Source organism: Massilia sp. UMI-21 (genome assembly GCA_015277795.1).
In the GTDB taxonomy this organism is placed as follows: Bacteria; Pseudomonadota; Gammaproteobacteria; order Burkholderiales; family Burkholderiaceae_D; genus Telluria.
In genome coordinates this window covers 4121429-4146911 of the sequence record CP063848.1, presented here as the reverse complement: position 1 = coordinate 4146911, position 25483 = coordinate 4121429, and the positions used below count along the sequence as shown (strand labels likewise).

The following is a 25483-nucleotide window of genomic DNA, read 5'->3' as shown; positions in this document are numbered from 1 at the left end:
AAGGACTCAAGGCTTCTTCGCCGGCTCTTCCTTCGGCCAGGCCACGCCGAGCCAGGCCGCGTTCATCGACTGCTGCGCCGCGCTGGGCTTGTCGAGCGCCTTGATCCTGGCCTTGCCTTTCGGGCGCTGCTGCGGCGAGATCGGCATCTCCACCAGCGCGTCGCGGCGGAACAGGTGCAGCTTGAACGGACCGCTTTCGGCGAGCGACATCTTGTCGCCGATGTCCTTGGCCGACACCCGCAGGCCGTTCACCGCCACCAGGGTATCGCCCGACACCACGCCGGCCTTCCAGGCCGGGCTGTCGCGCTCGACCACGGTGACCACGGCCGGGTCGCTGCCTTCGCGCAGGGTCCAGCCGGCCCACCATTCGGTCTTCTGCTCCTGGTCCTTCGGCACGTCGATCAGCTTCTGCAGGCCGACCTGGGCCAGCAGCGTGTCGAACGGGATCTCGGCGGTGCCGTCCACGTACTGCGCCCACCAGGCGCTCCAGTCCTGGCCGCTCACGCTGCGTAGCGCAGCCAATACGGCCGGCACGTCGTAGCCACCCTGGGCGGTCGAATGCTGCTGGTACAGGATGCGGTGCACGTCTTCCAGGCCACGCTTGGCGTTGGTCTGGCGACGCAGTTCGAGGTCCATCATCAATGCCAGCACCTGGCCCTTCGAATAGATGTTCACCGAGGCATTGCGGGCGCGCTCGCCGCCGACTGAGATCCACTCGTCGAAGCTGGCGTCGGCCGCGCTCTGCTGGAAGCGGCCCGGTTGGCGCTGGTAGTCGTCGATCAGCTTCGCGTACTCTTCCAGGAATTCCTCGCGTTTCGCGAGGCCGGCGCGCAGCACGACCAGCTCTTCGAAGTAGGAGGTGTGGCCTTCGGCGATCCAGAGCAGGCGGTTGTAGTTCTCGTTCTGGTAGTCGTAGGGCACCATCTCTTTCGGACGGTAGGCCTTGACGTTCCAGGTATGGAAGAACTCGTGCGCGGCGACGCGCAGGAAGCCGAGGTAGCCCTTGCGCGGCGCGTAGGTCCAGCGCGGTTTCTGGATGACGGTGGAGTTGGCGTGTTCGGTGGCGCCGCCGACGCCGTCGGTGGCGTGGACGATGAACAGGTAGCGCTGGAACGGATACTTGCCGTCGTAGATTTTGGCGGTCTCGGCCACGATCTTCTTCAGGTCGGTCATCATCTGCTTGCCGTCGTGGTTGCCGCGGCCCCAGATCGCCAGCTCGATGTTGCGTCCATCCACCTTGTCGCTGTAGAACTCGTGGATGCCGGTTTCGATCGGCGCGTCGACCAGCACGTCGTAGTCGGGCGCGACGAAGCAGTGCTCGCAATCACCCGCATCCATGCCCGAGCGCGACTTCCAGCCCTGCGGCACGTCCAGCCTGACCTTGACCGGCTCCTTGCGGAACGGGGCGGCATACACGAACACGCCGCTGGCATCGAGGTAGGCATGGGTGTCGTCGATGTGGCGGGTGCGCTCGCCCAGCAGGTTGGCATACAGCTCGTACTGCACCGTCACCGCGTCGCCCGGGCGCGTAGCGACCTGCCAGGTGCCCTTGTCGGTCTTGGCGACCGGCAGTGCTTCGCCCTTGGCGTCGAAGGCCTTGAACAGGCGCACGCCGTTGGCCAGGTTCAGGATGTTGTAGCGGCCGGTGCGCCAGTTCGGCATTTGCACGTCGAGCGTGGTGTCGGTGGTGGCCGGGAAGCTGGCGCGCACTTCGGCCAGGTGCTGTGCCGCATTGGTAATGCGCAGCTGGTAATCGACGTCGGCGCGCGCGGTGGCACTGGCGCCGAACATCAGCAGGGGGAGAAGCGAGGGGAGGGCGTAGGCGAGAAAGGTAGGTTTCATGTCCGCGGTGTGTTTGGCTCCGGATGAGCTCCTGTGGGTATCCGCGGAAGTGTATCCCAGCTTGCGCCCGGCGCACAGTGCCGGCTTGCTGTATGTACGGGCGTCAGGCCCTGGGACCGGCGCCGGAGAAGGAGGTGCGCACGGCGTCGGGCTCGACGCGGCCGCCGACCAGGATCGCACCGTCTTCCACCCTGGTCCGGATCAGGCAGGACTGCCCGGTGGCGCGTCCCTGCAGCAGCGTGATGCCATGCCCCAGCAGCGCGGTCAGCGCGCCCGCGGCCACGCCGGTGGCGCTGTCTTCCAGTGCGGGGTCGAGATGATTGAAGTTGCGGCCCTCATGGCGCCCGCCTTCGCGGCCATCGGGCAGGCGGCACCAGGCGTAGATGCCGTTGATGCCGGCTTCCTTGCCCCAGGCCGCGATGGCTGGCAGGTTCGGCTGCAAGGCGTGCAATGTGGCGGCATCGGCCACTTCGACCAGCAGCTTGGGGCTGCCGACCGAGGCGACCCGCGGTGCTGAAACCGGCACCAGCCCCGGCGCCGCGAGCAGGCGCGCCGGCAGGTCCGGCGCCAGCGCCGCTGCTGCGACCGCTGGTGCGAGCGCCTGTGCCTGCAGGCGCACGAAATACGCATCGCCATCGCGCACCAGTTCCAGCCGCTGGCCGCGCATGGCGGTGGTCACCGCGAGCACGGACGCCTCCGGCCGGCGCGCGAACAGCACATGGGCCACGGCCAGCGTGGCATGGATGCACAGGGGGCTGCGCATGTGGGGATAGTAGAAGTCGACCACGTCGCCGTCGAGGTAGACGCAAGTCGTGTTGCGGGCGCGCGCGAAAGCGCGTCGTGCTTCCTCATTGGCGTGATCGCCTTCGATGACGAGCGCCGGATTGCCGTCGCCGGCATGCTCGCCAAAACAGGTCAGGGCACGGATCTGCATGGTTTTTCCTTGCTGGACGGGTCGTCTCGGTTATACTGTGTTTTTATACAGTATTGCTGGTTTGACTAGCATTGTAGCCCGTTCGCGCCGCTTTTGTTCAGCCCTTGCCGATGACCGATCCCTTCCCGCCACTGCCGACTTTGCCACAGGGCTTGCCTCCCTACGCGGAGCTGTTCTGCCTGTCGAACTTCTCCTTCCTGGAAGGCGCCTCGCATGCCGAGGAACTGGTGGCGCGGGCGGTCCAGCTGGATTATTTTGCCCTGGCCCTGACCGACGAGTGCTCGCTGGCCGGCGTGGTGCGCGCCCATGCCGAAGCGAAGAAAGCCGGCCTGCCCCTGGTGATCGGCGCCCACTTCCACCTGAAGAACCCGGACGGCAGCGCGGCGCTGTCGCTCATCCTGCTGGCCAAGAACCGCAACGGCTACGGCAATCTAGCGGAGCTGATCACCCTGGGCCGCACGCGCAGCGAAAAAGGGACGTACTTCCTGACGCCGGACGACCTGGCCCGGCCCGCGCCCGCCCATGCGCACCTGCAGCACATGCCCGATTGCCTGGCGATCCTGCTGCCGCATTATCCGTCGCACGAAGCGCTCGATGTCGACCGTTTGCATGCACAGGCAGCGTGGATGGCCTCCACCTTCCCGGGCCGTTCGTGGCTCGGCATGGCGCTGCTGCACCGCGCTTTCGACGAGCCGCACCGCGCAACGCTGGAAGAAGTGGGTTGGCAGCACGGCCTGCCGATCACGGCGCTGGGCCACGTGGTGATGCACGTGCGCTCGCGCAAACCGCTGCAGGACACGCTCACCGCCACCCGACTGAAGAAGCCGGTGGCCGAATGCGGCTATGGCCTGGCCCAGAACGCCGAGCAGCACCTGCGCTCGCGCCTGCGGCTGGGGAATATCTACGGACGCGAAGCGCTGGCCGAGACGGTGCGCATCGCGCGCCTGTGTACCTTTTCGCTGGACGAGCTGCGCTACGAATACCCCGACGAAGTGGTCCCGCCCGGCCACGATGCCAGCAGCTTCCTGCGCCAGGAAACCTATATCGGCGCGCACCGGCGCTTCCGCGAGGGCATCCCGGCCAAGGTGCAGGCGCAGGTCGAGCACGAGTTGCAGCTGATCGCCGAGATGCGCTACGAGCACTACTTCCTCACCGTGTACGACATCGTGCGCTTCGCGCGCTCGCAACACATCCTGTGCCAGGGCCGCGGTTCGGCCGCCAACTCCGCGGTGTGCTACTGCCTCGGCATCACCGAGGTCGACCCGGCGCGCGCCAGCCTGCTGTTCGAACGCTTCATCTCGAAGGAGCGCAACGAGCCGCCCGACATCGACGTCGATTTCGAGCACCAGCGCCGCGAAGAGGTCATCCAGTACATTTATCAAAAATATGGGCGCGAGCGGGCGGCGCTGGCGGCGGTGGTGATCAGCTACCGGCCCAAGAGTGCGCTGCGCGACAGCGGGCGCGCGCTCGGCATCGACCTGGCCATCGTCGAGAAGGTGGCCAAGACCCACCATTGGTTCGACAGCCGCGCCGATCTGCTGGGCCGCCTGGCCGAGGCCGGGCTGGACCCGGAATCGCGCCTGGCGCAGCAGTGGGCGACGCTTGCCGACAAACTGCTGAACTTCCCGCGCCACCTGTCGCAGCATCCGGGCGGCTTCGTGATCGCGCGCGGCAAGCTGTCGCGCCTGGTGCCGATCGAGAACGCCACCATGGCGGAGCGCAGCGTCATCCAGTGGGACAAGAACGACCTGGAAGAACTCGGGCTCATGAAAGTGGACGTGCTGGCGCTGGGCATGCTGTCGATGCTGCGCCGCGGGCTGGAGCTGGTCGGCCAGCGCTACGGCAACCTGTTCGAGATGCAGGACATCCCGCCTGACGACACCGCCACCTACGACATGATCTGCGCGGCCGACACGGTGGGCGTGTTCCAGATCGAGTCGCGCGCGCAGATGAGCATGCTGCCGCGCATGCGTCCGCGCCGCTTCTACGACCTGGTGATCGAGGTGGCGGTGGTGCGGCCCGGCCCGATCCAGGGCGGCATGGTGCATCCGTATCTGCGGCGGCGCCAGGGCCTGGAGCCGATCCACTATCCGAGCCCCGAAATGAAGGTGGCGCTCGAGCGCACGCTGGGCGTGCCGATCTTCCAGGAGCAGGTGATGCAGGTGGCGATCCTGGGCGCCGGCTTCAGCCCGGGCGAGGCCGACCAGCTGCGGCGTGCGATGGCGGCCTGGAAGCGCAAGGGCGGGCTGGAGAAGTACTACGAGCGCATCGTGAAGGGCATGCTGGAGCGCGGCTATACCCTGGAATTCGCCGAGGCGATCTTCAGCCAGATCCAGGGTTTCGGCGAGTACGGCTTTCCCGAGTCGCATGCGGCCAGCTTCGCGCTGCTGGCCTATGCCAGTTCCTGGCTCAAGTGCCACGAGCCGGCGGCCTTCTTGTGCGCGCTGCTCAACAGCCAGCCGATGGGTTTCTACAGTCCCTCGCAACTGGTGCAGGACGCACGCCGCCACGGCATCGAGGTGCGCCCGGCCGACGTGGCCATCAGCGGCTGGGACTCGACGCTGGAAGAATGCGATCCGGTGGACCGGACAATCCAGCCCGCAGTGCGGCTAGGCTTGTCCCTGCAGCGCGGGATGAGGCAGGAAGTGGCGCTGCGCATCGAGATGGCGCGCGCGGTGCGTCCCTTCGAGAGCGTGGCCGACCTGGCGCGCCGCGCCGGGCTCGACCGGGGCGACCTGCAGGTGCTGGCCGGCGCCAATGCATTGCAGTCGCTGGCCGGGCACCGGCGCGAGGCGCTGTGGCAGGCGGTGGGGGCGGTGCCCGACAAGGACTTGCTGCGCCCGACCGCGCCGGTAGAGGAACTGCCGCAGCTGGCCGCGCCGTCCGAGGCCGACGAGATCGTGGGCGACTACCGCGCGCAGGGCCTGACGCTTGGCCGCCATCCGCTGGCGTTGCTGCGCGAGGGGCTGCTGGCCAGGCGCTTCATGCCGGCCTCCACCCTGATGGATTACGCCGACGGCCAGCTGGCGCGCGCCTGCGGCCTGGTGACGGTGCGCCAGCGTCCCGGCACGGCCAAGGGCGTGCTGTTCATGACGCTCGAGGACGAGACCGGGAACATCAACGTGATCGTCTGGCCCACCCTGGTGGAGCAGCAGCGGCGCGAAGTACTCCATGCGCCGCTGCTGGGCGTGTACGGCGTCTGGCAGCAGCAGGGGCAGGTGCGCCACCTGGTGGCCAAGCGGCTGGTGGACATGTCGCATTTGCTGGGCAAGCTGCGCGCGCCGAGCCGGGATTTTTGCTAGGACGAGCAAGCTGCCCCCACCCGGGTATGCAATTGATCCGTTTTCGCTTGCGCCGTTCGGATGAGCGCTCCGTAGGTCGCGCCCGGGCCACGCTGGACGGCAACCTGATATGCTGCGCCGGGCGGGCAGCTTCGACCTGCGACCGCCTTCGGCGCGGACGAGCGCGCGACCAAGATGAAAGAGTTCGAGATGAATGCCACAGAAAAAACGATGATTGCCGAGTTAGCGTTCCAGCTTGGCAAGGTGACACGACATGCGGTCGATCACACGGGCGCCAAGCTCGGCCCGGTCGAGCTGACGGGAATGGCGAATGAGCTGCTGGAAGCGGGACACGAAAAAGTGACCAATGACTTGCTGATGCTGTTTGTCGCGGGCTTCGAGGAGGGCGATCCTCCCGAGCGCCGGACCGATCCGGAAAATCGCTAGCCAGGTTCCTGACCAGATAGTCAAACGCACACTGGATTTGCCGGTCTGCCATATCGATGAACACCACCACCAGCACGCAAGCGCCAAGCGCCTGGATCGTCATGGGCGTGAGCGGCTGCGGCAAGAGCCTGGTCGGCGCGCTGCTCGCCCAGGCGCTGGGCGCGCGCTTCATCGAAGGCGACCGTTTCCACCCGGCGCAGAACCTGGCCAGGATGGCGGCCGGCGTGCCGCTGACCGACGCCGAGCGCTGGGACTGGCTGCGGGCCCTGCGCGCCGAACTCCTGACAGCGCAGGAAGAGGGCGAGGTAGCGGTGCTGGCCTGCTCCGCCCTGAAGCGCAGCTACCGCGAGCTGCTGCGCGGCGAGGACCGGCAGGTCTGCTTCGTCCACCTGCACGGCGACCGCGAGCTGATCGCGCAGCGCATGGCCGCGCGCAGCGGCCATTTCATGCCGCCCGCGCTGCTCGACAGCCAGTTGCGCGATCTCGAACCCTTGCAGCCGGACGAATGCGGCCTCACCCTCGACCTGCGCGCGCCTCCGGCATCGTTGGTGGAACAGGCCCTGGCAGCGGCACGCTCGCGCTGACATATCTGCTTACACAAGTCTTGCCCTGCCGTGGTTTTTTGCGGGTTTTTGCACTTCGCTATCTGTTACTCTCGCAAAATCATCCCATTTCGAAAAGAAGAGTCCATGGCAATGAAACAGCAATGGCCGGTCCTCCTGGCGCTGGTCGCCTCCAGCGCATCCGCCGTCGAGGCGCCGATCCAGAGCGTCACCCTGTATCCCGGCAGCGCCACCGTGGAGCGGGTGCTGCAGATAGCACCTGGCACGACCCAGGTCGAGATCACCGGCCTGCTGGCCAACTTCGATACCGACACCATGCGCCTGCAGGCCGATCCGGGCATCCAGGTGGGGCAAGTCATCACGCGCGACCGGGCCACGGCCGAGAGCCGCAATCCGCGCGAGGCGGAACTCGACGCGCAGATCCAGGCCGTGCAGGACAAGCTCGCGCTGATCGATGCGGACTACAAGGCGGCGCAACTGGTGCAGGGCTATCTCGAGCGCCTGGGCGGCGGCGAGAATGCGACCCGTTCGGTGGCCGCCGACCCCAAGGCGCTGCTGGCGACCCTGGATGCGATCCGCAAGGGCGGCAGCGAGGCCCTGGCCCGCATGCACGAGGCCGAAGTCAGGAAGCGTTCGCTGACCAAACAGCTCGACGCCCTCAAGCGCGACCTGGCCAAGCTACAGGCCGGCACCCGCGAGAGCCGCAGCATGACGGTGGCGGTGGCGGCCAGGCAGGCGGGCCGGCTGGTGCTGAGTTACCAGGTCAAGCGCGCCGGCTGGAAGCCGACCTACCGCGCTTCGCTGGACTCGAACGCTTCAAACCTCGAACTCGAACGCATGGCCTCGATCTCGCAGAAGACCGGCGAGGACTGGAGCGGGGTCAAACTGCGGCTCTCCACAGGCCAGCCGAACCTGACCGCATACGCGCCCGATCCCTCGCCCTGGCTGCTGAGCTGGCGGCCGCCGCAGGAGCAGGAAATGGCCCTGGCGACCCAGTTCCGTTACGCCGCGCCGCCCCCGCCGCCGGCAGCGCCCAAGGCCGTGAGCGTGAGCGGCTCGCGCATCAGGGCGGCCGACGACTACGTCGCGCCGATCGTGGAAACGCAGGGAACCTTCACTACCGAATACGAGGTGCCGGCCCGGGTCGACCTGGCCTCGGACGGGCGCGAGATCTCGGTCGGCCTGGCGAAGCAGAACCTGGCGGTCAAGCAGCTGGTGCGCATTTCCCCGCGCACCAACGGCGACACGGCGGTCCTGACCATCGACGCGGCGCGGCCGGACGGCGTCTGGCTGCCGGGCCAGGTGCAGCTGCGCCGCGACGGCTCCTATGTCGGCGCGCTGCACTGGGATCCCCAGGCCAGCGAGCGCTTCTCGATGTCCTTCGGCCGCGATCCGCTGGTGCGGGTAAGCACCGAGCACCGCGACCAGAAAACCGGCCAGGCGGGGATCTTCAGGCAGGACACCCAGAAGCGCATCGCCGACACCTATGTGGTAACGAGCTTCCACCGCCAGCCGATCGACATCCTGGTGCTGGAGCCGACCCCGGTCAGCGAATCGGACAAGGTCGAGGTGAAGATCGCGCTCAGCCCGCAAGCGAACGTCAAGGACTGGCAGCAGCGGCGCGGCCTGGTCGGCTGGGAGCGCAGCCTGAAGCCGAACCAGACCGTCCGCTTCGATGTGGACTACGTGATCGATTATCCGAAGGAGGGAAGGGTGCAAGGCTTGCCTTAAAAAAACAGTCGGCCCGCACGATCCCCCCCCGCCGTGGGGCTGCCGGTGGCAGCCAAGCTGGCGTATCCTGACGTGTATTGACAAGCACATCGGGAGCGGACCACCATGATCAAGCATTTCCACACCACGCGTGCGGTTCTCCAGGCGGCCGTGCTGCTGGTGCTCGGCATGCCGGCCCATGCCGCCCAGAACAACCCGCATCCGCCGGCGAACGCCTCGGCCCAGGGCAAGTACATCGAGCGCGGGCGCTACCTGGTGAAGGTCGGCGGCTGCAACGACTGCCATACCGCGGGCTACGGCATGAGCGCCGGCAAGGTCGCGGAAAAGGACTGGCTCCAGGGCGACCAGCTGGGCTGGCGCGGCCCCTGGGGGACCACCTATCCGACCAACCTGCGCCTGTCGATGAACGCGATGGGCGAGGAAGACTGGATCAAGATGGCGCAGACCATGCAGGCGCGCCCGCCGATGCCCTGGTTTACGCTGAATACGATGGACAAGGAAGACCTGCGCGCGATCTACCGCTTCGTGCGCCATCTCGGCCCGGCCGGCAAGCCGGCGCCCGCCGCACTCGCGCCGGGCGTGGTCCCGAAGGGCCCGGCGATCCTGTTCCCGGCGCCACCCAGATAAACTGCCAGGCGACGGTGTGCAGGCAGGGAGGCCGCCCGCGCCCGCCTCCCGTCACGGCGTCTGTTCCGCAGGCGCAGCCGCGCTTTCCCGGGCATCCGGCGCCGGTTCGGCGAACTCCGCATACACCCAGTCGCCACCCGCGCGCACCACGCCTTCGGGCACGGCGCGCTCGCGCTGCGGCGTCCCGGCCAGCGCCACCCGCATGTAGTCGACCCAGACCGGCAGCGCCAGCGTGGCGCCGAATTCGCGACTGCCCAGCGAGCGCGGTTCGTCATGGCCCATCCAGGCGACCGCCACCACGTTGCCGCCGTAGCCGGCGAACCAGCCGTCGATGGCATTGCTGGTGGTGCCGGTCTTGCCCGCCAGGTCGGTCCGGCTCAGGAGACGCGAAGCCTGGGCGCCGGTGCCGGCACGCGCCACGTCGCGCAGCATCGAATCGAGAATGAAGGCATTGCGCGCATCGAGCACCCGGGCGGCTTCCTGCAGCGCGCGCGGTTTGCCGCTCTCGAACAGCACCCGGCCGTCGCGGTCCTGGATCGTCATCGCCAGCTGCGGCTCGACCCGGTAGCCGCCGTTGGCCAGCACCGCATAGGCGCCGGCCAGCTGCAGTGGCGTCACCGCGCCGGTGCCCAGGGCCAGGGTCAGGTTGCTCGGGTGGCGCGCCAGGTCGAAGCCGAAGCGCGCCAGGTGTCCGCGCGCATAGTCGACATCCAGGGCACGCAGCATGCGCACGGTCGGCACGTTGCGCGAATGCGTGAGCGCATGGCGGATCGTCACCGGACCTTCGAACACGCCGTCGTCGTTGCGCGGCGACCAGTTGGCGTAGGCCTTCTCGTCGGAGAAATCGAGCGGCTCGTCGAGGATGGTGGTGCCGGGGAAGAAGCCGCGCTCCAGCGCCGCCGAGTACACGAAGGGCTTGATGCTCGATCCTGGCTGGCGCCAGGCCTGGGTCACGTGGTTGAGCTTTTGCAGCTGGTAGTCGACGCCGCCGACCATTGCGCGCACCAGGCCGGTCTGGGCGTCGAGCGCCACGAAGGCCGATGCGACCTGCGGCAGCTGGCCGATCGCCCAGCCGTCCTTGCCGGTTCGCGCGATCCGCACCACGGCGCCTGGCGTCAGCCGGAGGCCGGCCTTGGCGGCGGAAGACAGGGCGGGGGCGGCGAATGCGAGCCCGGCGCCCTTGATGTCGATCGTTTCGCCGTCGCGGGTGGCCACCCGCACCCGCTTGGGCGAGGCCGCCAGCACCACGGCCGGCGTGAAGCCGGCGACCGCGGGGCGCTGCTGCAGCGCCGCCTGGATCGCGTCTTCGCGTTGCGCCGCCTCCTTCGGCAGGGCGATGCGGGCTTCAGGGCCGCGGTAGCCGTGGCGGCGGTCGTAGGCGATGGCGTTGCGCCGTACCGCCTCGAAGGCGGCGTTCTGCTCGGCCGCATGGATGCTGGTGGTGACGCTGTAGCCGTGTTCGTAGGCGGCCTGGCCGAAGCGGGAAAAAGCGGCCTGGCGCGCCAGCTCGGCGACGTACTCGGCGCCGGCGCCCGGGCCGCCGCCGTCCTGCCGCACGCGCAGCGGCTCGGCCAGTGCGCGCCGGTACTGCGCTTCGTTGATCCTGCCCAGCGCAAGCATGCGTTTCAGGACCACGCGCTGGCGCTCCTGGGCGCGCTCCGGACTGGCGACCGGATTGTGGCGCGAGGGGTTCTGCGGCAGGCCGGCCAGCATCGCGGTTTCGGCCAGGCTCAGTTTGTCCAGCGACTTGCCAAAATAGGTGCGCGCCGCGCTCGAGAAGCCGTAGGAACGCTGGCCGAGGTAGATCTGGTTCATGTAGACCTCCAGGATCTGGTCCTTGCTCAGGGCCTGCTCGATCTTGTAGGCCAGCGCGACTTCGGTGAGCTTGCGCGGCAGGGTCTTGTCGCGCGACAGGAAGAAGTTGCGCGCCACCTGCATGGTGATGGTCGAGCCGCCCTGGCGGAAGCTGCCGAGCGAGGCCAGGTTGGCCCTGGCGGCGCCCAGCGCGCGAATCCAGTCGATGCCGCCGTGTTCATAGAAGCGCGCATCCTCGATCGACAGCACGGCGGCCTTCATCAGGGCGGGGATCCGCGCGATCGGCACGAAATCGCGCCGTTCGGCGCCGAATTCGCCGATCAGCACCTTGTCGGCGCTGTAGACCCGCAGCGGAATCCTGGGCCGGTAGTCGGTCACGGCGCTGATGTCCGGGAGCGGGACTTCGTCGAGGACGCCGGCCGTGGCGGGCGCCGCGGCCGGCAGCAGCAGGATGGGAAGCAGCGCGGAAAGCTGCGCGGCGCGGGCGGCCAGGCGAAGCGGGGAGGGCAGGTACATGGGTGCGATCGGGACGGTGGGTTGGATACGGCGCCGATCATAGCCTCATCGCGCACCGGGCGCAGCGGAAAGCGGCAAGGTAGCGTTTCCTGACTGTCGCGGGCGCAAGCGGCGCTACCGGCTCGCCGCGCCGTCGGCGTCGCGCAGGCGCGCGCTGCGCTCGCCGGCGTCGGGATGGCTGGAGCCGTAGCTGATCGTCTGGCGCAGGAATGCCGGCAGCTTGTCATCCTGCTCCTCGAGGTGGTCGAACAGGTCGGCCAGCGGCGCCAGGGGAATGTCGCGTGCGCGCAGCGTGCGCGCGGCGTAGTCGTCGGCGGCGAGCTCCATCTCGCGCGAATACGCCATGTTGCTCAGCACGGCCGGCAGCCCGGCGGCGACGGCGCTGAAGTCGCCGAACAGCGTGGCCGACAGCGCCGCCGTCAATGAAGAGCGGGTGAGGGTGCGCGCACTGTGGCGTTGCTGTATGTGGCCGACCTCGTGCGCCAGCACGCCGGCCAGCGCCGCCGCGGCGCGGGCATCGAAATCGTTGTCCTTGCCCATCACCAGGCGCACCATCTCGTCGGTGAGGACGATGGTCCCGTCGGGGAAGGCCAGCGCGTTCGGCCCCAGCTGCGGCGCGGCCTGCACGCGCAGGCGCAGCCCGATGCGCGGGGAGGCCGGCTGGACCCGCTGCAGGATGGCCTCCAGCGCCGCGATCCGGTCGTCGCTCAGGCGCGATGGCTTGAGCAGGCCCTGGCGCTGCATCAGCGCCAGGGCATTCTCGCCAAGGGCCCGGTCGGCCGAGGGCGGCACCCGGCTGGCAAGATGTTCGGCGGCGGCCGGGATGCCCCAGTACCAGCCGGAGGCGATCAGCAGCACCAGCAGCACCAGGGCCGTCAGTGCCGCGGCGGTATGCTCCTGCCAGCGCACCACCCAGGGCTTGCGGTAGCCGAGCGCGGCGGCGAGCTGCGCAAGCATGGCCGGGTCCTGCATCTCGGCGTGGCTGCCGTCCGCGAAGTAGAGCACGGCCGGGGCGTGCCGGAAGGGCTCGGCCAGGCGGGTGCTGGCCATGGAATAGCTGCGGCTGGTCGTGCCGGTCAGGTGGATGCTGCCGTCGTCGGTCGCCAGCTCGACCAGATGCAGGCGTGCGCTGCGGCCGTCGAAATAGTGTGCGGTGCTCATGGTGCCGGGTCCTTACCAGGAAAGGTCGATGCCGAAGCCGTCGGCGACGCTGTCGCCGACGGCGCTTGCGCGGGTCGCCACGTGGGCGCAGGCGGCCTCGATGTCGCCGTCCACCTCGATGTGCAGGTGCGCCAGCCGGAAGCGGTAGACGGCGACGACGGCGAACGGGCGGTACAGGCCGAGCGTGAGCACGGTGAGCAGCGCATTCTTGGTCTGCAGCTTCATGAAGGCGCGCGCGGGCAGGGTGGAGCGCAAGCGAATGCCGGGAAAGCTGGTGTGGGACCAGGCCAGGTTCGCGACCCGCACCACCATATAGGGCCCGGCCAGCAGGTACATGACGTACACCATGATCACCGCGGCGACGGCGGGCACGAAAGCCATGGCCTTGCCGCCGCCGGCGGCCCAGGCGCCGATGCCTGCCACCAGGCCGGCGCCGAACACGCCGCCAATGCCCAGCAGTCCGGCGACGAGATAGGGTTTGTAGAAGCGGCGCGCCTTGAGCGCATACGCCGAATGCTGGCCGCCGAACAGCAGGTGCGCATGCTGGAAGCGCCGGATCCGGGCGTGCATCAGTGGCCAGAGCAGGTAGAGCGGCAGCGGCAGCGCGGCCAGTTCCGGCTGCTCCGGATACAGCGCCAGCAGCGCGCCGGGCATCAGGAAGGTGAAGGCGGGCGGCATCCAGGCCAGGTAGGCCTGGCCCACCGAGCCGTCGAAGCCCAGGCGCAGGCCGCGGTAGCTGGTGTTGCCGAGGCGAAAGCGCAGGGCGCCGCGCATCAGGTAGGGAAACAGCAGCAGCAGCCCGGCGATCACGACCAATCCGAAGCTGGTCGAGAAGCCGAAAGCATAATGGTAGGCCGCCAGCAGCACGACCGACAGCAGGCGCCCGGCCAGGATGGCGCGTGGGTCGCCGTGGAAGTCGAAGCTGGCGCCGGCCAGGATGGTGTTGCGGTCGAAGTACTGCAGCCGCCTTACCTTGGCCCAGGCCGAGTAGATCCCCAGCGTGGCCAGCGTCAACAGCAGGTTGACGACCCAGATGCGGAAGTATTCGCGGCCGTCTCCGCTGAAGCGCAGCGCCAGGGTATGCGCGGCGTCGGCAGGGGCGCGGTCGACGGCATCGGCGTCGAGCCCGGCCGGCGGATCGGTCAGTGTATGCATGTCTGGCGCACAAAAAGCCCAGTATAGGTGGCCACCCCGCCGGTCGGTCAATTGATGCGGCATATTCTTGCGCGCTCGCGTCGGGCGCCACATTCCGGCGGCGCCCGACGATGTCGTGTTTTTCTCCGGCAATCGCCCCCAATCGTCCATTTTGGGAGGAAGATGGCATGGTGACCAGAAGTATTTGCGCGCTTTAAGGTATAATTTCTATTTCCCGCGCGTGCCATTCGGCACCTTCAGCACAATGACCAAATTCGTATTCGTCACTGGCGGCGTCGTCTCTTCCCTGGGCAAGGGAATCGCGGCCGCTTCCCTCGCCGCGATCCTCGAATCGCGCGGTCTCAAAGTCACCATGCTCAAGCTCGACCCGTACATCAACGTGGACCCGGGCACCATGAGCCCGACCCAGCACGGCGAAGTGTTCGTCACCGATGACGGCGCCGAGACCGACCTCGACCTGGGCCACTACGAGCGCTTCATCAGCACCCGCATGAAGAAGGTGAACAACTTCACCACCGGCCAGATCTACGAATCGGTGATCCGCAAGGAACGCCGCGGCGAGTACCTCGGCAAGACCGTGCAGGTGATCCCGCACATCACCAACGAGATCCAGGACTACATCCGCCGCGGCGCCGAAGGCGTCGACGTGGCGCTGGTCGAAATCGGCGGCACCGTGGGCGACATCGAGTCGCTGCCCTTCCTGGAAGCGGCGCGCCAGCTGTCGCTGCGCTCGGGCCGCAAGGGCGCGGCCTTCGTGCACCTGACCCTGGTGCCCTACATCGCCTCGGCCGGCGAGCTGAAAACCAAGCCGACCCAGCACTCGGTGCAGAAGTTGCGCGAGATCGGCATTTCGCCGAACGCGCTGCTGTGCCGCGCCGACCGCCGCATCCCGGACGACGAGCGCGCCAAGATCTCGCTGTTCGCCAACGTGGAAGAGCAGGCCGTGATCTCGGTGTGGGACGTGGACACCATCTACAAGGTGCCGCAGGTGCTGCACGACCAGGGCCTGGACGACATCATCCTCGAGGCGCTCGGCCTGGAAGCACCGAAGGCCGACCTGTCGATGTGGAGCAAGCTGATCCACACCCTGGAAAATCCGAAGCACGAAATCACGATCGGCATGGTGGGCAAGTACGTCGACCTGATCGAATCGTACAAGTCCCTCACCGAGGCGCTGCGCCACGCCGGCATCCACACCGAGAGCCGCGTCAACATCGAGTACCTCGACTCGGAAGAGATCGAAAGCCGTGGCTGCGAGCACCTGGCCAAGTACGACGCCATCCTGGTGCCGGGCGGCTTCGGCAAGCGCGGCGTGGAAGGCAAGATCATGGCTGCCCGCTACGCCCGCGAAAACAGGATCCCTTACCTGGGCATCTGCCTGGGCATGCAGGTGGCGCTGATCGAATACGCGCGCCACGTGGCCGGCCTGCCGAATGCGAACTCCACCGAGTTTGACCCGGAAACCGACCAGCCGGTGGTGGCGTTGATCACCGAATGGCAGAACCATGACGGCAAGGTCGAACGCCGCGACACGAATTCGGACCTGGGCGGCACCATGCGCCTGGGCGCGCAGACCTGCGCCGTGAACCCGGGCACGCTGGCCGCCGACATCTACGGCAACGTCGTGACCGAGCGCCACCGCCACCGCTACGAAGGCAACAACTTCTACCTGCCGAAGATCGAAGCGGCCGGGCTGGTGGTGTCGGCGCGCACCCCGAACGAAGACCTGCTCGAGATCATGGAACTGCCGCGCAGCGGCGACAATGCGCATCCGTTCTACATCGGCGTGCAGTTCCATCCGGAGTTCAAGTCGACCCCGCGCAACGGCCATCCGCTGTTCACGGCATTCATCAAGGCAGCGCTGGCGCACCAGGCGGCCAACACCAACGTGGCGGCGAACAATTCGCCGGCTTTGCAAGGAGACGCAGCATGAAACTTGCCGGATTCGACGTCGGCCTCGAGCACCCGATTTTCCTGATCGCCGGTACCTGCGTGATCGAATCGCGCCAGATGGCGCTCGATACCGCCGGTACGCTGAAGGACATCACGAGCAGCCTGGGCATCCCCTTCATCTACAAGTCGTCCTTCGACAAGGCCAACCGCTCCTCCGGCAAGACCTTCCGCGGTCCCGGCATCGACAAGGGCCTGGAGATCCTGGCCGACGTGCGCAAGCAGATCGGCGTGCCGGTGCTCACCGACGTCCACGACGAAGAAATGATCCCGCAGGTGGCCAGCGTGGTCGACGTGCTGCAGACCCCCGCGTTCCTGTGCCGCCAGACCGACTTCATCAACGCCTGCGCGCGTTCGGGCAAGCCGGTCAACATCAAGAAGGGCCAGTTCCTGGCGCCTGGCGACATGAAGAACGTGATCGACAAGGCACGCGCCGCCGCCCGCGAAGCGGGCCTGCCGGAAGATAACTTCATGGCCTGCGAACGCGGCGTCTCGTTCGGCTACAACAACCTGGTCTCGGACATGCGGTCGCTGGCCATCATGCGCGAATCGAACTGCCCGGTGGTGTTCGACGCAACCCACTCGGTGCAGCTGCCGGGCGGCCAGGGCACCTCGTCCGGCGGCCAGCGCGAGCACGTGCCGGTGCTGTCGCGCGCGGCCGTGGCGGCCGGCATCGCCGGCCTGTTCATGGAGACCCACCCGGACCCGGCCAATGCGATGTCGGACGGCCCGAACGCGGTGCCGCTCGGCCGCATGAAGGAACTCCTGAGTACCCTGGTCGAGATCGACCGCATCGTCAAGAAGACCGGCTTCCTGGAAGCCGACTTCAAGTAAGAACAGCAGCAGAGTATGCAATCGTACGAAGCAGCGCGGGCGCCCGGCGGCCGGGTGCGCGCGCGCTTTTGCTACAATGGCAAGTGCCTTGGCTACGAAGTAGCCGCTACAACATTCTTACCCTTCGGAGATTGAAAAACATGAGTGCTATCGTTGATATCATCGGCCGCGAAATCATTGATTCGCGCGGCAACCCGACCGTGGAATGCGACGTCCTGCTGGAATCGGGCGTGATGGGCCGCGCCGCCGTGCCCTCGGGCGCCTCGACCGGTTCGCGCGAAGCGATCGAACTGCGCGACGGCGACCCGAAGCGTTATTTCGGCAAGGGCGTGCTGCAGGCCTGCGAGAATATCAACACCGAGATCTCCGAAGCGATCATGGGCCTGGACGCCAATGAGCAGGCCTTCCTGGACCGCACCCTGATCGATCTCGACGGCACCGAAAACAAGGGTCGCCTGGGCGCCAACGCCATGCTGGCGGTCTCGATGGCGGTCGCCAAGGCGGCCGCCGAGGAAGCCGGCCTGCCGCTGTACCGCTACTTCGGCGGTTCGGGCGCGATGCAGCTGCCGGTCCCGATGATGAACGTCATCAACGGCGGCGCGCACGCGGACAACAACCTCGACATCCAGGAGTTCATGATCATCCCGGTCGGCGCGCCTTCGTTCAAGGAAGCGGTCCGCTGGGGCGCCGAGGTGTTCCACACCCTGAAGAAGATCCTGCACTCGAAGGGCCTGAACACCGCGGTCGGCGACGAAGGCGGTTTCGCTCCGTCGGTGGCCAACCACGAAGAAGCGATCAAGCTGATCATGCAGGCGATCGAGCAGGCCGGCTACGTGGCCGGCCAGGATATCGCGCTCGGCCTGGACTGCGCGGCCAGCGAATTCCACAAGGACGGCAAGTACGTGCTCGAAGGCGAAGGCGGCCTGCAACTGTCGGCGCAGGACTTCACCAACATGCTGGCCACCTGGTGCGACAAGTACCCGATCATCTCGATCGAGGACGCGATGGCCGAAGGCGACTGGGAAGGTTGGGCCACGCTCACCGCCGCGCTGGGCAAGAAGGTGCAGCTGGTCGGCGACGACCTGTTCGTCACCAACACCAAGATCCTGAAAGAGGGCATCCAGAAGGGTATCGCCAACTCGATTCTCATCAAGATCAACCAGATCGGCACCCTGACCGAGACCTTCGCCGCCATCGAGATGGCCAAGCGCGCCGGCTACACCGCCGTGATCTCGCACCGCTCGGGCGAAACCGAAGACTCGACCATCGCCGACATCGCGGTGGGCCTGAACGCCCTCCAGATCAAGACCGGCTCGATGTCGCGTTCGGACCGCATGGCCAAGTACAACCAGCTGCTGCGTATCGAGGAAGACCTGGGCGACGTCGCCTCCTACCCGGGCCGTGACGCGTTCTATAATCTGAAGTAATCCTGAGGTAAAGGAATGGAGCCGGACAGCCCCTGGGGCCGTCCGGCTTTTGCATGCCATGCGACTCATCACCATCGCGCTCACCGTCCTGCTGCTGCTGATCCAGTACCCGCTGTGGCTGGGCAAGGGCGGCTGGCTGGCCGTGGCCGACATGCGCGACCAGGTCGCGCAGACCCGCCAGAAGACCGACTTGCTGGAGGCGCGCAACGCCAAGCTCGAGTCGGAAGTGATCGACCTGCGCGAAGGCCTGGGCGCGGTCGAGGAGCGCGCCCGCTACGAGCTGGGCATGATCAAGCAGAACGAGATCTTCGTGCAGGTGCTGCGCAAGGACGAACAGCCGGTGGTCTCGATGACCGTGCCGCCGCCGCCGCCGCCGCCGAAGGAAAAGCAGGGCGGCCACTGACCGGCCGGCGAGATCAGGCGTCGCGACTCCCCTGTGGCGGCAGGTAGCCCGGCTGGAGCAGGCCGGCAATCGGCGCGTCGCCTTCGAACAGGACGATCTCGCCCATGTTCTGCGGGCTCAGGGCGATACGGTCGCCATTTTCGACGTGGCTGCCGACCAGCGCGATCGGCCGGTCGCCGAAGGTCGACGCATTGCCCGCTCCCGAAACGATGATGCTTTCGCTGCCGTCGGGATAGCGCACCCGGTCGCCGACGCAGGCGATGCGAAAGCCGTCCGCGTGCCGTTCATGATCGGCCGCGACGACCTTGCCGCCTTGTAGAGTGTGCGATCCGACGGTCGCGATCGGATAGCGGGCCATCAGCTTGCGGCCTGCCGGGGCAGGGCTTGCCGCTTCATGATCGATCGACGACATGGCAACTGCGGACATACGTTTCATTGACGCTCCTTGAGAAGTGACCAGTGAATTCTTGCTACGCAGGCGTATTGAAAGTCCTTGTGGCAAGTAGATCTCTGATTTATATCAAAGTAATCACCATGTAGGACTGGGACTACAAGAAATTTTCTGGAAGCGCCGGAAGCGCCCCATCCCGCGCCATGGCTGAAGCACCGCTTCGCCAGGCCGCTGGCGACGGTGTATGATCGACCGAATGAACTCTCCGCGCAGCAATGCGCCTTTTCACGAGAACCAGGCATGACCCAAGAAAACACGCCCCTGAACCCCGCCGAGCTCGATTCGCTCGACAGCATCGCCGACTGCCTGGCCGAGGCCTTCGAAGAAGGCGACGGCGCCGCCATTACCCTCGCGATGCAGGCCGTGGCGCGCGCGCCGGGCCTGGCGGCGCTGGCCGCCGCCGTGGGCATGCCGCGCGACGCCCTGCACGCCGCCCTGGTCGCGGAGGAGTTCAACCTCGAGCTCACGCTCGAGATCATGAAGGTGGTCGACCTGCACATGTCGGGCGGGCGCGGCTGATATCGCGATCCTGCCCGGACGCGACTGCAAAAAAAACGCGCCTCACGGCGCGTTTCTCGTTCTGGGCGCGTATCGCGGGCTCAGTCCGACGACGCGTCGCCCTGCGTCGCGCCGGCGCCCTGTTCCAGGAAGGAGCGCAGCATCCAGGCATTCTTCTCGTGCACCTCCATGCGGGTGGTGAGCATGTCGGCGGTCGGGAAGTCGTCCAGATCGTCGGCCACCTTCACGCCCGCGCGCATGGTGCGCACCAGGATTTCGTTGCCTTCGACCAGCTGGCGGATCATTTCCTTGGCCGACAGCACGTCCGGCTCTTCCTTGATGTTCGACAGTTCCGCATAGCGCTTCGAGGTCGCCGGTGCGAAGTGGCCCAGGGCGCGGATGCGCTCGGCGATGTCGTCCAGCGCATTCCATTGCTCGGTGTACTGCTCTTCGAACATCACGTGCAGGGTCGAGAACATCGGCCCGGTGACGTTCCAGTGGAAGTTGTGGGTCTTCAGGTAAAGCATGTAGGCGTCAGCCAGGACGGTCGAGAGCGATTCGACGATCTTGGCGCGGTCCTCGTTGCTGATTCCGGTATCCATGTGCATCGTTTTTCTCCTGATTAAGGGCAGTTATTTTAAAGAAATGACAACACTGCCAAAGATGCATCAGCTTAGCACCGTCGCGGAAAATGCGTATTTTGAGTGTCCCGGTTCATTAGCGGGGCGGTGGAAATGTGTGCGGATTGGCAGGCGCAGGGTCTGTCCAATGCTCCCGACCCTCACCGCCGAAGGATGTGCGTGAAGCGACTTTCCATCATCGCCACGCTGCCGGCGATGGCCGCGCCCTCGTTCGAGGCGCTGGCGGTGTACGAGTTCGCCGAGGCGCCGGCCGCCGGCAAACCCCAGGGTGGACAGGAACGCGCAGCCGGCGCCGCCGGCCGCGCGTTCGGCAGCGGCGTCAGTTGATGGAACCGCTCGGCGGCATCATGGTTTGCACCGGGGTGTCGCTGGCGAACAGCTGGGCGCAATCGACCTTGTCGAAGGCGTAGTGCTTGCCGCAGAAGTCGCAGTTGATACCCAGTTCGCCCAGGTCGGCCAGCGCCGAGTCGACTTCTTCCTGCCCCAGCATCTTGAGCATGTTGCCGACCTTCTCGCGCGTGCAGCTGCAGTGGAACTGCGGGTGCTGCGGATCGAACACGCGGATCGTCTCTTCCCAGAACAGGCGCTTGAGCAGGGTTTCGATGCCGGTGCTGAGCAGTTCCTCGCGCTTCAGGGTCTGGCCCAGCATCACGGCGCGGTTCCAGGTTTCCAGGTCTTCGGCCTCGGAGGCCTGTTTCTGCTGGTCGTCCTTGCCGCTGTGACGCGGCAGCTTCTGCAGCAGCAGGCCGCGCGAGACCCGGTCGTCGGCCGCCAGCCACAGGCGGGTGTCCATCTGCTCGGAACGCAGCATGTAGTTCTCGATGACGGTCGCCATGTCTTCGCCGATGAGCGGCACCACGCCCTGGTAGGGCTGCTGGCCGGGCACCTTGTCGACCGGGTCGAGGGTGATCACGAAGCGGCCCTTGCCGTGCGCGTTGAACATCTGGGTGAGCGTGGCGTCGTCGGCCAGCTCGGCGTCCGGCGCCAGTTTCGCGGTGGCGCGGATGCGCAGCTGGGCGTCGCACTCGACCACCAGCAGGCGCACCGGCCCGTCGCCGAAGATCTGCATCACGATGGCGCCGTTGAACTTCAGGTTGGCCGACAGCAGGGCGCTGGCCGCCACCATTTCGCCGAGCGCGGCGCGCACCGCCTTCGGGTAGGCGTGACGGGCCTGGATCTCGCGCCAGGTGTCGGAAATCTCGATCAGCTCGCCGCGCACGGCGGCGTTGTCGAAGATGAATTTTTGCAGGGTGTCGCGCGTGTCAGTCATCACTTCAGTCGTCATTCTTTATCCAATTTTCTTGAGCTGCGCCTTGAACAGCTGGCCGCGCGCCACGTAGCTCGCGGCGCTGGCCTGCAGGCGCAGCATGTCTTCTTCCGTCAGGGTGCGCACCACCTTGGCAGGCGAACCGAGGATCAGCGAACCGTCCGGGAATTCCTTGCCTTCGGTGACCAGCGCGCCGGCGCCCACCAGGCAGCCCTTGCCGATCCTGGCGCCATTGAGGATCACGGCCTGGATGCCGATCAGCGACCCGTCGCCGACCGTGCAGCCATGCAGCATGGCCTGGTGGCCGACCGTCACGTTCTTGCCCAGCGTGAGGGGAAAGCCCATATCGGTGTGCATCACCGTGCCTTCTTGCACGTTGCTGTTTTCGCCGATGGTGATCCGTTCGTTGTCGCCGCGCAGCGTTGCGCCGTACCACACCGAGGCATTCGCCTCCAGCGTGACCTTGCCGATCAGGGTTGCCGAATCGGCCACGAAACTCGAGGCGTCGATCTCGGGCGCATGCTCGCCCAGCTGGTAAATCGCCATGGATGTGCTCGGGGAAGGGTTGATATGCCGCTATTGTAAACCCTGCGCCCGCCATCGTCCGACCGCTGAAAGATGGGGCTGGCCAGCGCAATATCAAGCGCAGGGCTATAATGCGAACGACCGTACTTTTTTAGCCGCACTTTTGTCCAGACTCCCATGATTCCGTCCCGTTCAGAATTCCTCACCGTACGCGGCCTGCGCACGCACGTGCGCCACTGGGGCCGCGAAGGCGCGCCCAAGCTCTTCATGCAGCACGGCTGGATGGATGTCTCGGCCTCGTTCCAGTTCGTGGTCGACGCCCTGCAGGGCGACTGGCACGTGATCGCCTTCGACTGGCGCGGTTTCGGGCTGAGCGAACGCTCGCATTCGGATACTTACTGGTTTCCCGACTACCTGGCCGACCTCGAGGCGGTGCTCGACCATTATGCGCCGGGTGAACCCATCAATCTGCTCGGCCACAGCATGGGCGGCAACATCGTCAGCCTGTATGCGGGCGCGCGCCCGCAGCGCATCGCCAAACTCATCAACCTGGAAGGCTTCGGCCTGCCGGCCACCCGGCCGTCGCAGGCGCCCGGCCGCTTCGCCAAGTGGCTCGACGAACTGCGCGCCAAGCCCGAGATGCGCGGCTACGCCAGCCTGGAAGAGGTGGCGGCCCGCCTGCAGAAGACCAATCCGCGCCTGCCGGCCGAGCGCGCCGCTTTCCTGGCCGGGCACTGGTCCGCCAGGGACGCGGACGGCCAGTGGCGCATCCTGGGCGACCCGGCGCACAAGATGACCGGTCCGCTGCTCTACCACGCCGACGAGGTACTGGCCTGCTGGACCCAGATCACGGCGCCGGTGCTGTGGATCGAAGCGGAAGAAACCGAGATGTGGCGCTGGATGGGCCCGAAGGAGCAGGCCCGGGCCGAAATCGACCGCCGGCGCGAGCACCTGGCCGATGTGACGGCGCGCATGATGCCGGAGGCAGGGCACATGCTGCACCATGACCAGCCTGCGCTGCTGGCGCGGATGATCGAGGCCTTCCTGACCGGCGCCGAAGTGCCGGGCGCTTGACCGACGGCGTTTGGCGCGGCGTTGTCGGCAGCCCTCAGTATCCTCATCCATAATTGCCGCACGGAAACGCGTGTGCTACAGTCCCATCCCGAAGCGGCGCCATTTTGCGCCATCGAGACAGACTGACAGGACACACATGCGATTTCGCGCCGGCCTCGCGCTTTGCGGCGCCCTCTTGATGACGGGCTGCGCCGTTCCCTACAGCCCGGCCCCGGTGGCCACCAATTTCCCGAGCACCCAGCAGGCCAGGCTGCAGGCGGCGGCGCACTGGGGCGTGATCGCGCGCCACATGGCCGGCCAGCTCGCGCCCTCGCTCAAGGTGAACGCCAAGCGGCCGCTGTACGTCACCTCGCAGCAGTCGAGCGCCTTTGCCCAGGGCGTGAGCGCGCACCTGGTCACCGCCCTCGTCAACCAGGGCTATATCGTGGTGAAGGTGCCGGATGCGAACGCATTGCGCATCGAGCTCGACACCCAGGTGCTCGCTTTCTCGCCCGAGCGCCCGCAGTACAAATTTGCCGGCGAGCGCACCGCTTTGGTTGCGGGCGCCTGGGTACTGACCGGCATCGAGCACAGCATCGAATGGCTGGTGTCGAGCGCCATCGCGGGACAGGACGCCCATGCCTGGTTCCATTCCCAGTTCGCCACCGGCGCTACCCCGAAGACCGAGATCATCGTCAGCCTGTCGCTGGCCGACGACAGCCGTTACTATGCGCGCAGCACCGCGGTCTACTACACGCTGGATACCGACCGCGCCCTGTACGACGCCGCCTTCCAGCCGACCAGGACCTTCGCGGTCCGTAATCATTGAACCGAGCACTGAACCGAGCACCGAGGCCCTGATGCGATTCCCGACCCTTCGCGCGACCGCGCTTGTGCTACCTGCGCTGCTGCCCGCGCTGCTGCTGGGCGCCTGTTCCACGCAGCCGCAGGAAGACACCAACTACACCTCGGTCTCGGCCAACGCCTTCGTCGCCGCCAACTACCGCGCCGCCGACGCGCTGGCGCTGCAGCTGCGCGGCAAGCTGCAGGAGGACAAACCCCTGATCATGGCGACCATCGTCAACATCGACGCGCTCGAACAGACCTCGATGCTGGGCCGCCTGGTGGCCGAACAGCTCTCGACCCGCCTGGCCCAGGGCGGCATGAAGATGCTGGAGATGAAGCTGCGTAACAGCGTCTACCTCAAGCGCGGGCAGGGCGAGTTGATGCTCACGCGCGAGATCGGCGATGTGGCGCACACGCACAACGCCCAGGCGGTCGTGGTCGGCTCGTATGCCGAGACCCGCGACGCCGTGTTCGTGAACGTCAAGGTGATCCAGCCGAGCACCAACCTGGTGCTGGCCGGCCACGACTACGTGCTGGCGAAAGAGAACACCGTGCGCTCGATGCTGCAGTCGAACTAGCCGTTGCGCGATCCGCACGGCGGGGCGATTGACGCGTACAATGTTCCGCTCCATCGCCATCGAATACGCCAGCCAGGCGCCGTGCCATGAAAGCCGATCTCCACTGCCATTCCAACGTCTCCGACGGCGTGCTCGCGCCAAGCGCCGTCGCCGCCTACGCCCGCAAGGGCGGCGTCGAGCTGTGGGCGCTGACCGACCATGACGAGATCGGCGGCATCAAGGCGGCGCGCCAGGCGGCCGGCGCGCTCGGGATGCGCTTCGTGGCCGGCGTCGAGATCTCGGTGACCTGGGCCGGCGAGACCGTGCACATCGTCGGCCTGCAGGTCGACGAGGACGACCAGGCCCTGGTTGCCGGCCTGGCCGCCACCCGCAACGGGCGCGAGGCGCGCGCCCGCGAGATCTCGGCCCAGCTGGCCAGCGCCGGCATCCCCGGCGCCTATGAAGGCGCGCTGCGCTACGTCGGCAACCCGGACCTGATTTCGCGCACCCATTTCGCCCGCTACCTGGTCGAGATCGGCGCCTGCGGCTCGACCTCGGAGGTGTTCCGCAAATACCTCACCGAGGGCAAGCCGGGCTATGTGCCGCATCGCTGGGCCACGCTGGCGCAGGCGGTCGGCTGGATCCGCGGCGCCGGCGGCGTCCCCGTGATTGCCCACCCGGGCCGCTATCCGTTCACCGACACGGCCGAGGGCGCGCTGTTCGACGAATTCCGCCAGCTCGGCGGCAAGGCCATCGAAGTGGTGACCGGCAGCCATACGCCGGACCAGTACCAGATCTACGCCGAGCAGGCGCGGCGCTACGGCTTCCTGGCCTCGCGCGGCACGGATTTCCATGCGCCGGGCGAGGCGCGGGTGGAGTTTGCCGAGCTGCCGCCGCTGCCAAGCGGACTGACGCCGGTGTGGCACGACTGGTAGGGTGGTCCGGGGCGCGTGGCCGGC

The 25483-nt window shown here is 67.1% G+C and carries 24 protein-coding genes; 15 read left to right on the top strand and 9 right to left on the bottom strand.

The window, feature by feature from the left end:
* Positions 1-6: 6 nt before the first annotated feature.
* Together IM543_18290 and IM543_18285 are read right to left on the bottom strand one after the other, a co-directional pair.
* A complete protein-coding gene (locus IM543_18290; GenBank protein QOY96746.1) occupies positions 7-1791 on the bottom strand; it encodes a M61 family metallopeptidase in 1785 nt (594 codons plus the stop codon).
* A 154-nt stretch (positions 1792-1945) separates the two neighbouring features.
* The gene (locus tag IM543_18285) at positions 1946-2776 is read right to left on the bottom strand and encodes a PhzF family phenazine biosynthesis protein (GenBank protein ID QOY93486.1); all 831 of its coding nucleotides are present in this window, start codon (positions 2774-2776) and stop codon (positions 1946-1948) included.
* A 110-nt stretch (positions 2777-2886) separates the two neighbouring features.
* Here IM543_18285 and IM543_18280 point away from each other — a divergent pair, with 110 nt between their 5' ends.
* The 5 genes from IM543_18280 to IM543_18260 all read left to right on the top strand — a co-directional run bounded on the left by IM543_18280 (position 2887) and on the right by IM543_18260 (position 9425).
* Positions 2887-6078 carry an error-prone DNA polymerase gene (locus IM543_18280; GenBank protein QOY93485.1) on the top strand — a complete coding sequence of 1064 codons (3192 nt, stop codon included), beginning with the start codon at positions 2887-2889 and terminating at the stop codon, positions 6076-6078.
* 210 nt (positions 6079-6288) lie between these two features.
* Complete coding sequence (locus IM543_18275) at positions 6289-6504, top strand: hypothetical protein (GenBank protein ID QOY96745.1); 216 nt, start codon at positions 6289-6291, stop codon at positions 6502-6504.
* A gap of 101 nt (positions 6505-6605) precedes the next feature.
* Positions 6606-7088: a gluconokinase gene (locus IM543_18270; GenBank protein ID QOY96744.1), complete on the top strand. Its 483-nt coding sequence runs from the start codon at positions 6606-6608 to the stop codon at positions 7086-7088.
* Between the two features lie 105 nt (positions 7089-7193).
* A complete protein-coding gene (locus IM543_18265) occupies positions 7194-8798 on the top strand; it encodes a DUF4139 domain-containing protein (GenBank protein ID QOY93484.1) in 1605 nt (534 codons plus the stop codon).
* A 105-nt stretch (positions 8799-8903) separates the two neighbouring features.
* Positions 8904-9425 carry a cytochrome C gene (locus IM543_18260; GenBank protein QOY93483.1) on the top strand — a complete coding sequence of 174 codons (522 nt, stop codon included), beginning with the start codon at positions 8904-8906 and terminating at the stop codon, positions 9423-9425.
* A gap of 51 nt (positions 9426-9476) precedes the next feature.
* Here the strand turns inward: IM543_18260 and IM543_18255 are convergent, their stop codons facing one another.
* The 3 genes from IM543_18255 to IM543_18245 form a co-directional block, all read right to left on the bottom strand.
* The gene (locus tag IM543_18255; GenBank protein QOY93482.1) at positions 9477-11756 is read right to left on the bottom strand and encodes a PBP1A family penicillin-binding protein; all 2280 of its coding nucleotides are present in this window, start codon (positions 11754-11756) and stop codon (positions 9477-9479) included.
* Between the two features lie 114 nt (positions 11757-11870).
* On the bottom strand, positions 11871-12917 hold the full coding sequence (locus tag IM543_18250) for a M48 family metallopeptidase (GenBank protein ID QOY93481.1): 1047 nt from the start codon (positions 12915-12917) through the stop codon (positions 11871-11873).
* A gap of 12 nt (positions 12918-12929) precedes the next feature.
* Complete coding sequence (locus IM543_18245) at positions 12930-14072, bottom strand: DUF898 domain-containing protein (GenBank protein QOY93480.1); 1143 nt, start codon at positions 14070-14072, stop codon at positions 12930-12932.
* A gap of 244 nt (positions 14073-14316) precedes the next feature.
* Between IM543_18245 and IM543_18240 the strand changes: the two genes are divergently transcribed.
* The 4 genes from IM543_18240 (at position 14317) to ftsB (ending at position 18686) form a co-directional block, all read left to right on the top strand.
* Positions 14317-16005 (top strand): CTP synthase, encoded by a 1689-nt coding sequence (locus IM543_18240; protein ID QOY93479.1) that lies wholly within the window; start codon positions 14317-14319, stop codon positions 16003-16005.
* Complete coding sequence (kdsA, locus tag IM543_18235; GenBank protein ID QOY93478.1) at positions 16002-16856, top strand: 3-deoxy-8-phosphooctulonate synthase; 855 nt, start codon at positions 16002-16004, stop codon at positions 16854-16856. Before IM543_18240 ends, kdsA begins: the two co-directional genes overlap by 4 nt.
* A 140-nt stretch (positions 16857-16996) precedes the next feature.
* A complete protein-coding gene (gene eno / locus IM543_18230; GenBank protein ID QOY93477.1) occupies positions 16997-18283 on the top strand; it encodes a phosphopyruvate hydratase in 1287 nt (428 codons plus the stop codon).
* Positions 18284-18341: 58 nt separating this feature from the next.
* Positions 18342-18686 carry a cell division protein FtsB gene (gene ftsB, locus IM543_18225; protein ID QOY93476.1) on the top strand — a complete coding sequence of 115 codons (345 nt, stop codon included), beginning with the start codon at positions 18342-18344 and terminating at the stop codon, positions 18684-18686.
* A gap of 13 nt (positions 18687-18699) precedes the next feature.
* Here ftsB and IM543_18220 read toward each other — a convergent pair whose 3' ends face one another.
* Positions 18700-19122 carry a PAAR domain-containing protein gene (locus IM543_18220; protein QOY93475.1) on the bottom strand — a complete coding sequence of 141 codons (423 nt, stop codon included), beginning with the start codon at positions 19120-19122 and terminating at the stop codon, positions 18700-18702.
* A 255-nt stretch (positions 19123-19377) separates the two neighbouring features.
* On the opposite strand from IM543_18220, the gene IM543_18215 reads away from it, so the two are divergent.
* A complete protein-coding gene (locus tag IM543_18215; GenBank protein ID QOY93474.1) occupies positions 19378-19656 on the top strand; it encodes a hypothetical protein in 279 nt (92 codons plus the stop codon).
* Positions 19657-19736: 80 nt separating this feature from the next.
* Here the strand turns inward: IM543_18215 and IM543_18210 are convergent, their stop codons facing one another.
* Positions 19737-20243 (bottom strand): DNA starvation/stationary phase protection protein, encoded by a 507-nt coding sequence (locus IM543_18210; GenBank protein QOY93473.1) that lies wholly within the window; start codon positions 20241-20243, stop codon positions 19737-19739.
* 192 nt (positions 20244-20435) lie between these two features.
* Between IM543_18210 and IM543_18205 the strand changes: the two genes are divergently transcribed.
* Entirely contained in the window at positions 20436-20603 is a 168-nt protein-coding gene (locus IM543_18205; protein QOY93472.1) for a hypothetical protein, read from the top strand.
* Here IM543_18205 and hslO read toward each other — a convergent pair.
* Positions 20596-21561: an Hsp33 family molecular chaperone HslO gene (gene hslO, locus IM543_18200; protein ID QOY93471.1), complete on the bottom strand. Its 966-nt coding sequence runs from the start codon at positions 21559-21561 to the stop codon at positions 20596-20598. The genes IM543_18205 and hslO overlap by 8 nt on opposite strands.
* A gap of 3 nt (positions 21562-21564) precedes the next feature.
* Complete coding sequence (locus tag IM543_18195; GenBank protein ID QOY93470.1) at positions 21565-22089, bottom strand: gamma carbonic anhydrase family protein; 525 nt, start codon at positions 22087-22089, stop codon at positions 21565-21567.
* Positions 22090-22245: 156 nt separating this feature from the next.
* On the opposite strand from IM543_18195, the gene IM543_18190 reads away from it, so the two are divergent.
* The 4 genes from IM543_18190 to IM543_18175 all read left to right on the top strand — a co-directional run bounded on the left by IM543_18190 (position 22246) and on the right by IM543_18175 (position 25459).
* On the top strand, positions 22246-23142 hold the full coding sequence (locus IM543_18190; GenBank protein ID QOY93469.1) for an alpha/beta hydrolase: 897 nt from the start codon (positions 22246-22248) through the stop codon (positions 23140-23142).
* Positions 23143-23278: 136 nt separating this feature from the next.
* Entirely contained in the window at positions 23279-23950 is a 672-nt protein-coding gene (locus tag IM543_18185) for a hypothetical protein (GenBank protein QOY93468.1), read from the top strand.
* A gap of 31 nt (positions 23951-23981) precedes the next feature.
* Positions 23982-24545 carry a hypothetical protein gene (locus IM543_18180; protein QOY93467.1) on the top strand — a complete coding sequence of 188 codons (564 nt, stop codon included), beginning with the start codon at positions 23982-23984 and terminating at the stop codon, positions 24543-24545.
* 86 nt (positions 24546-24631) lie between these two features.
* Positions 24632-25459, top strand: coding sequence for a PHP domain-containing protein (locus IM543_18175; GenBank protein ID QOY93466.1), 828 nt, complete (start codon positions 24632-24634; stop codon positions 25457-25459).
* Positions 25460-25483: the final 24 nt, after the last annotated feature.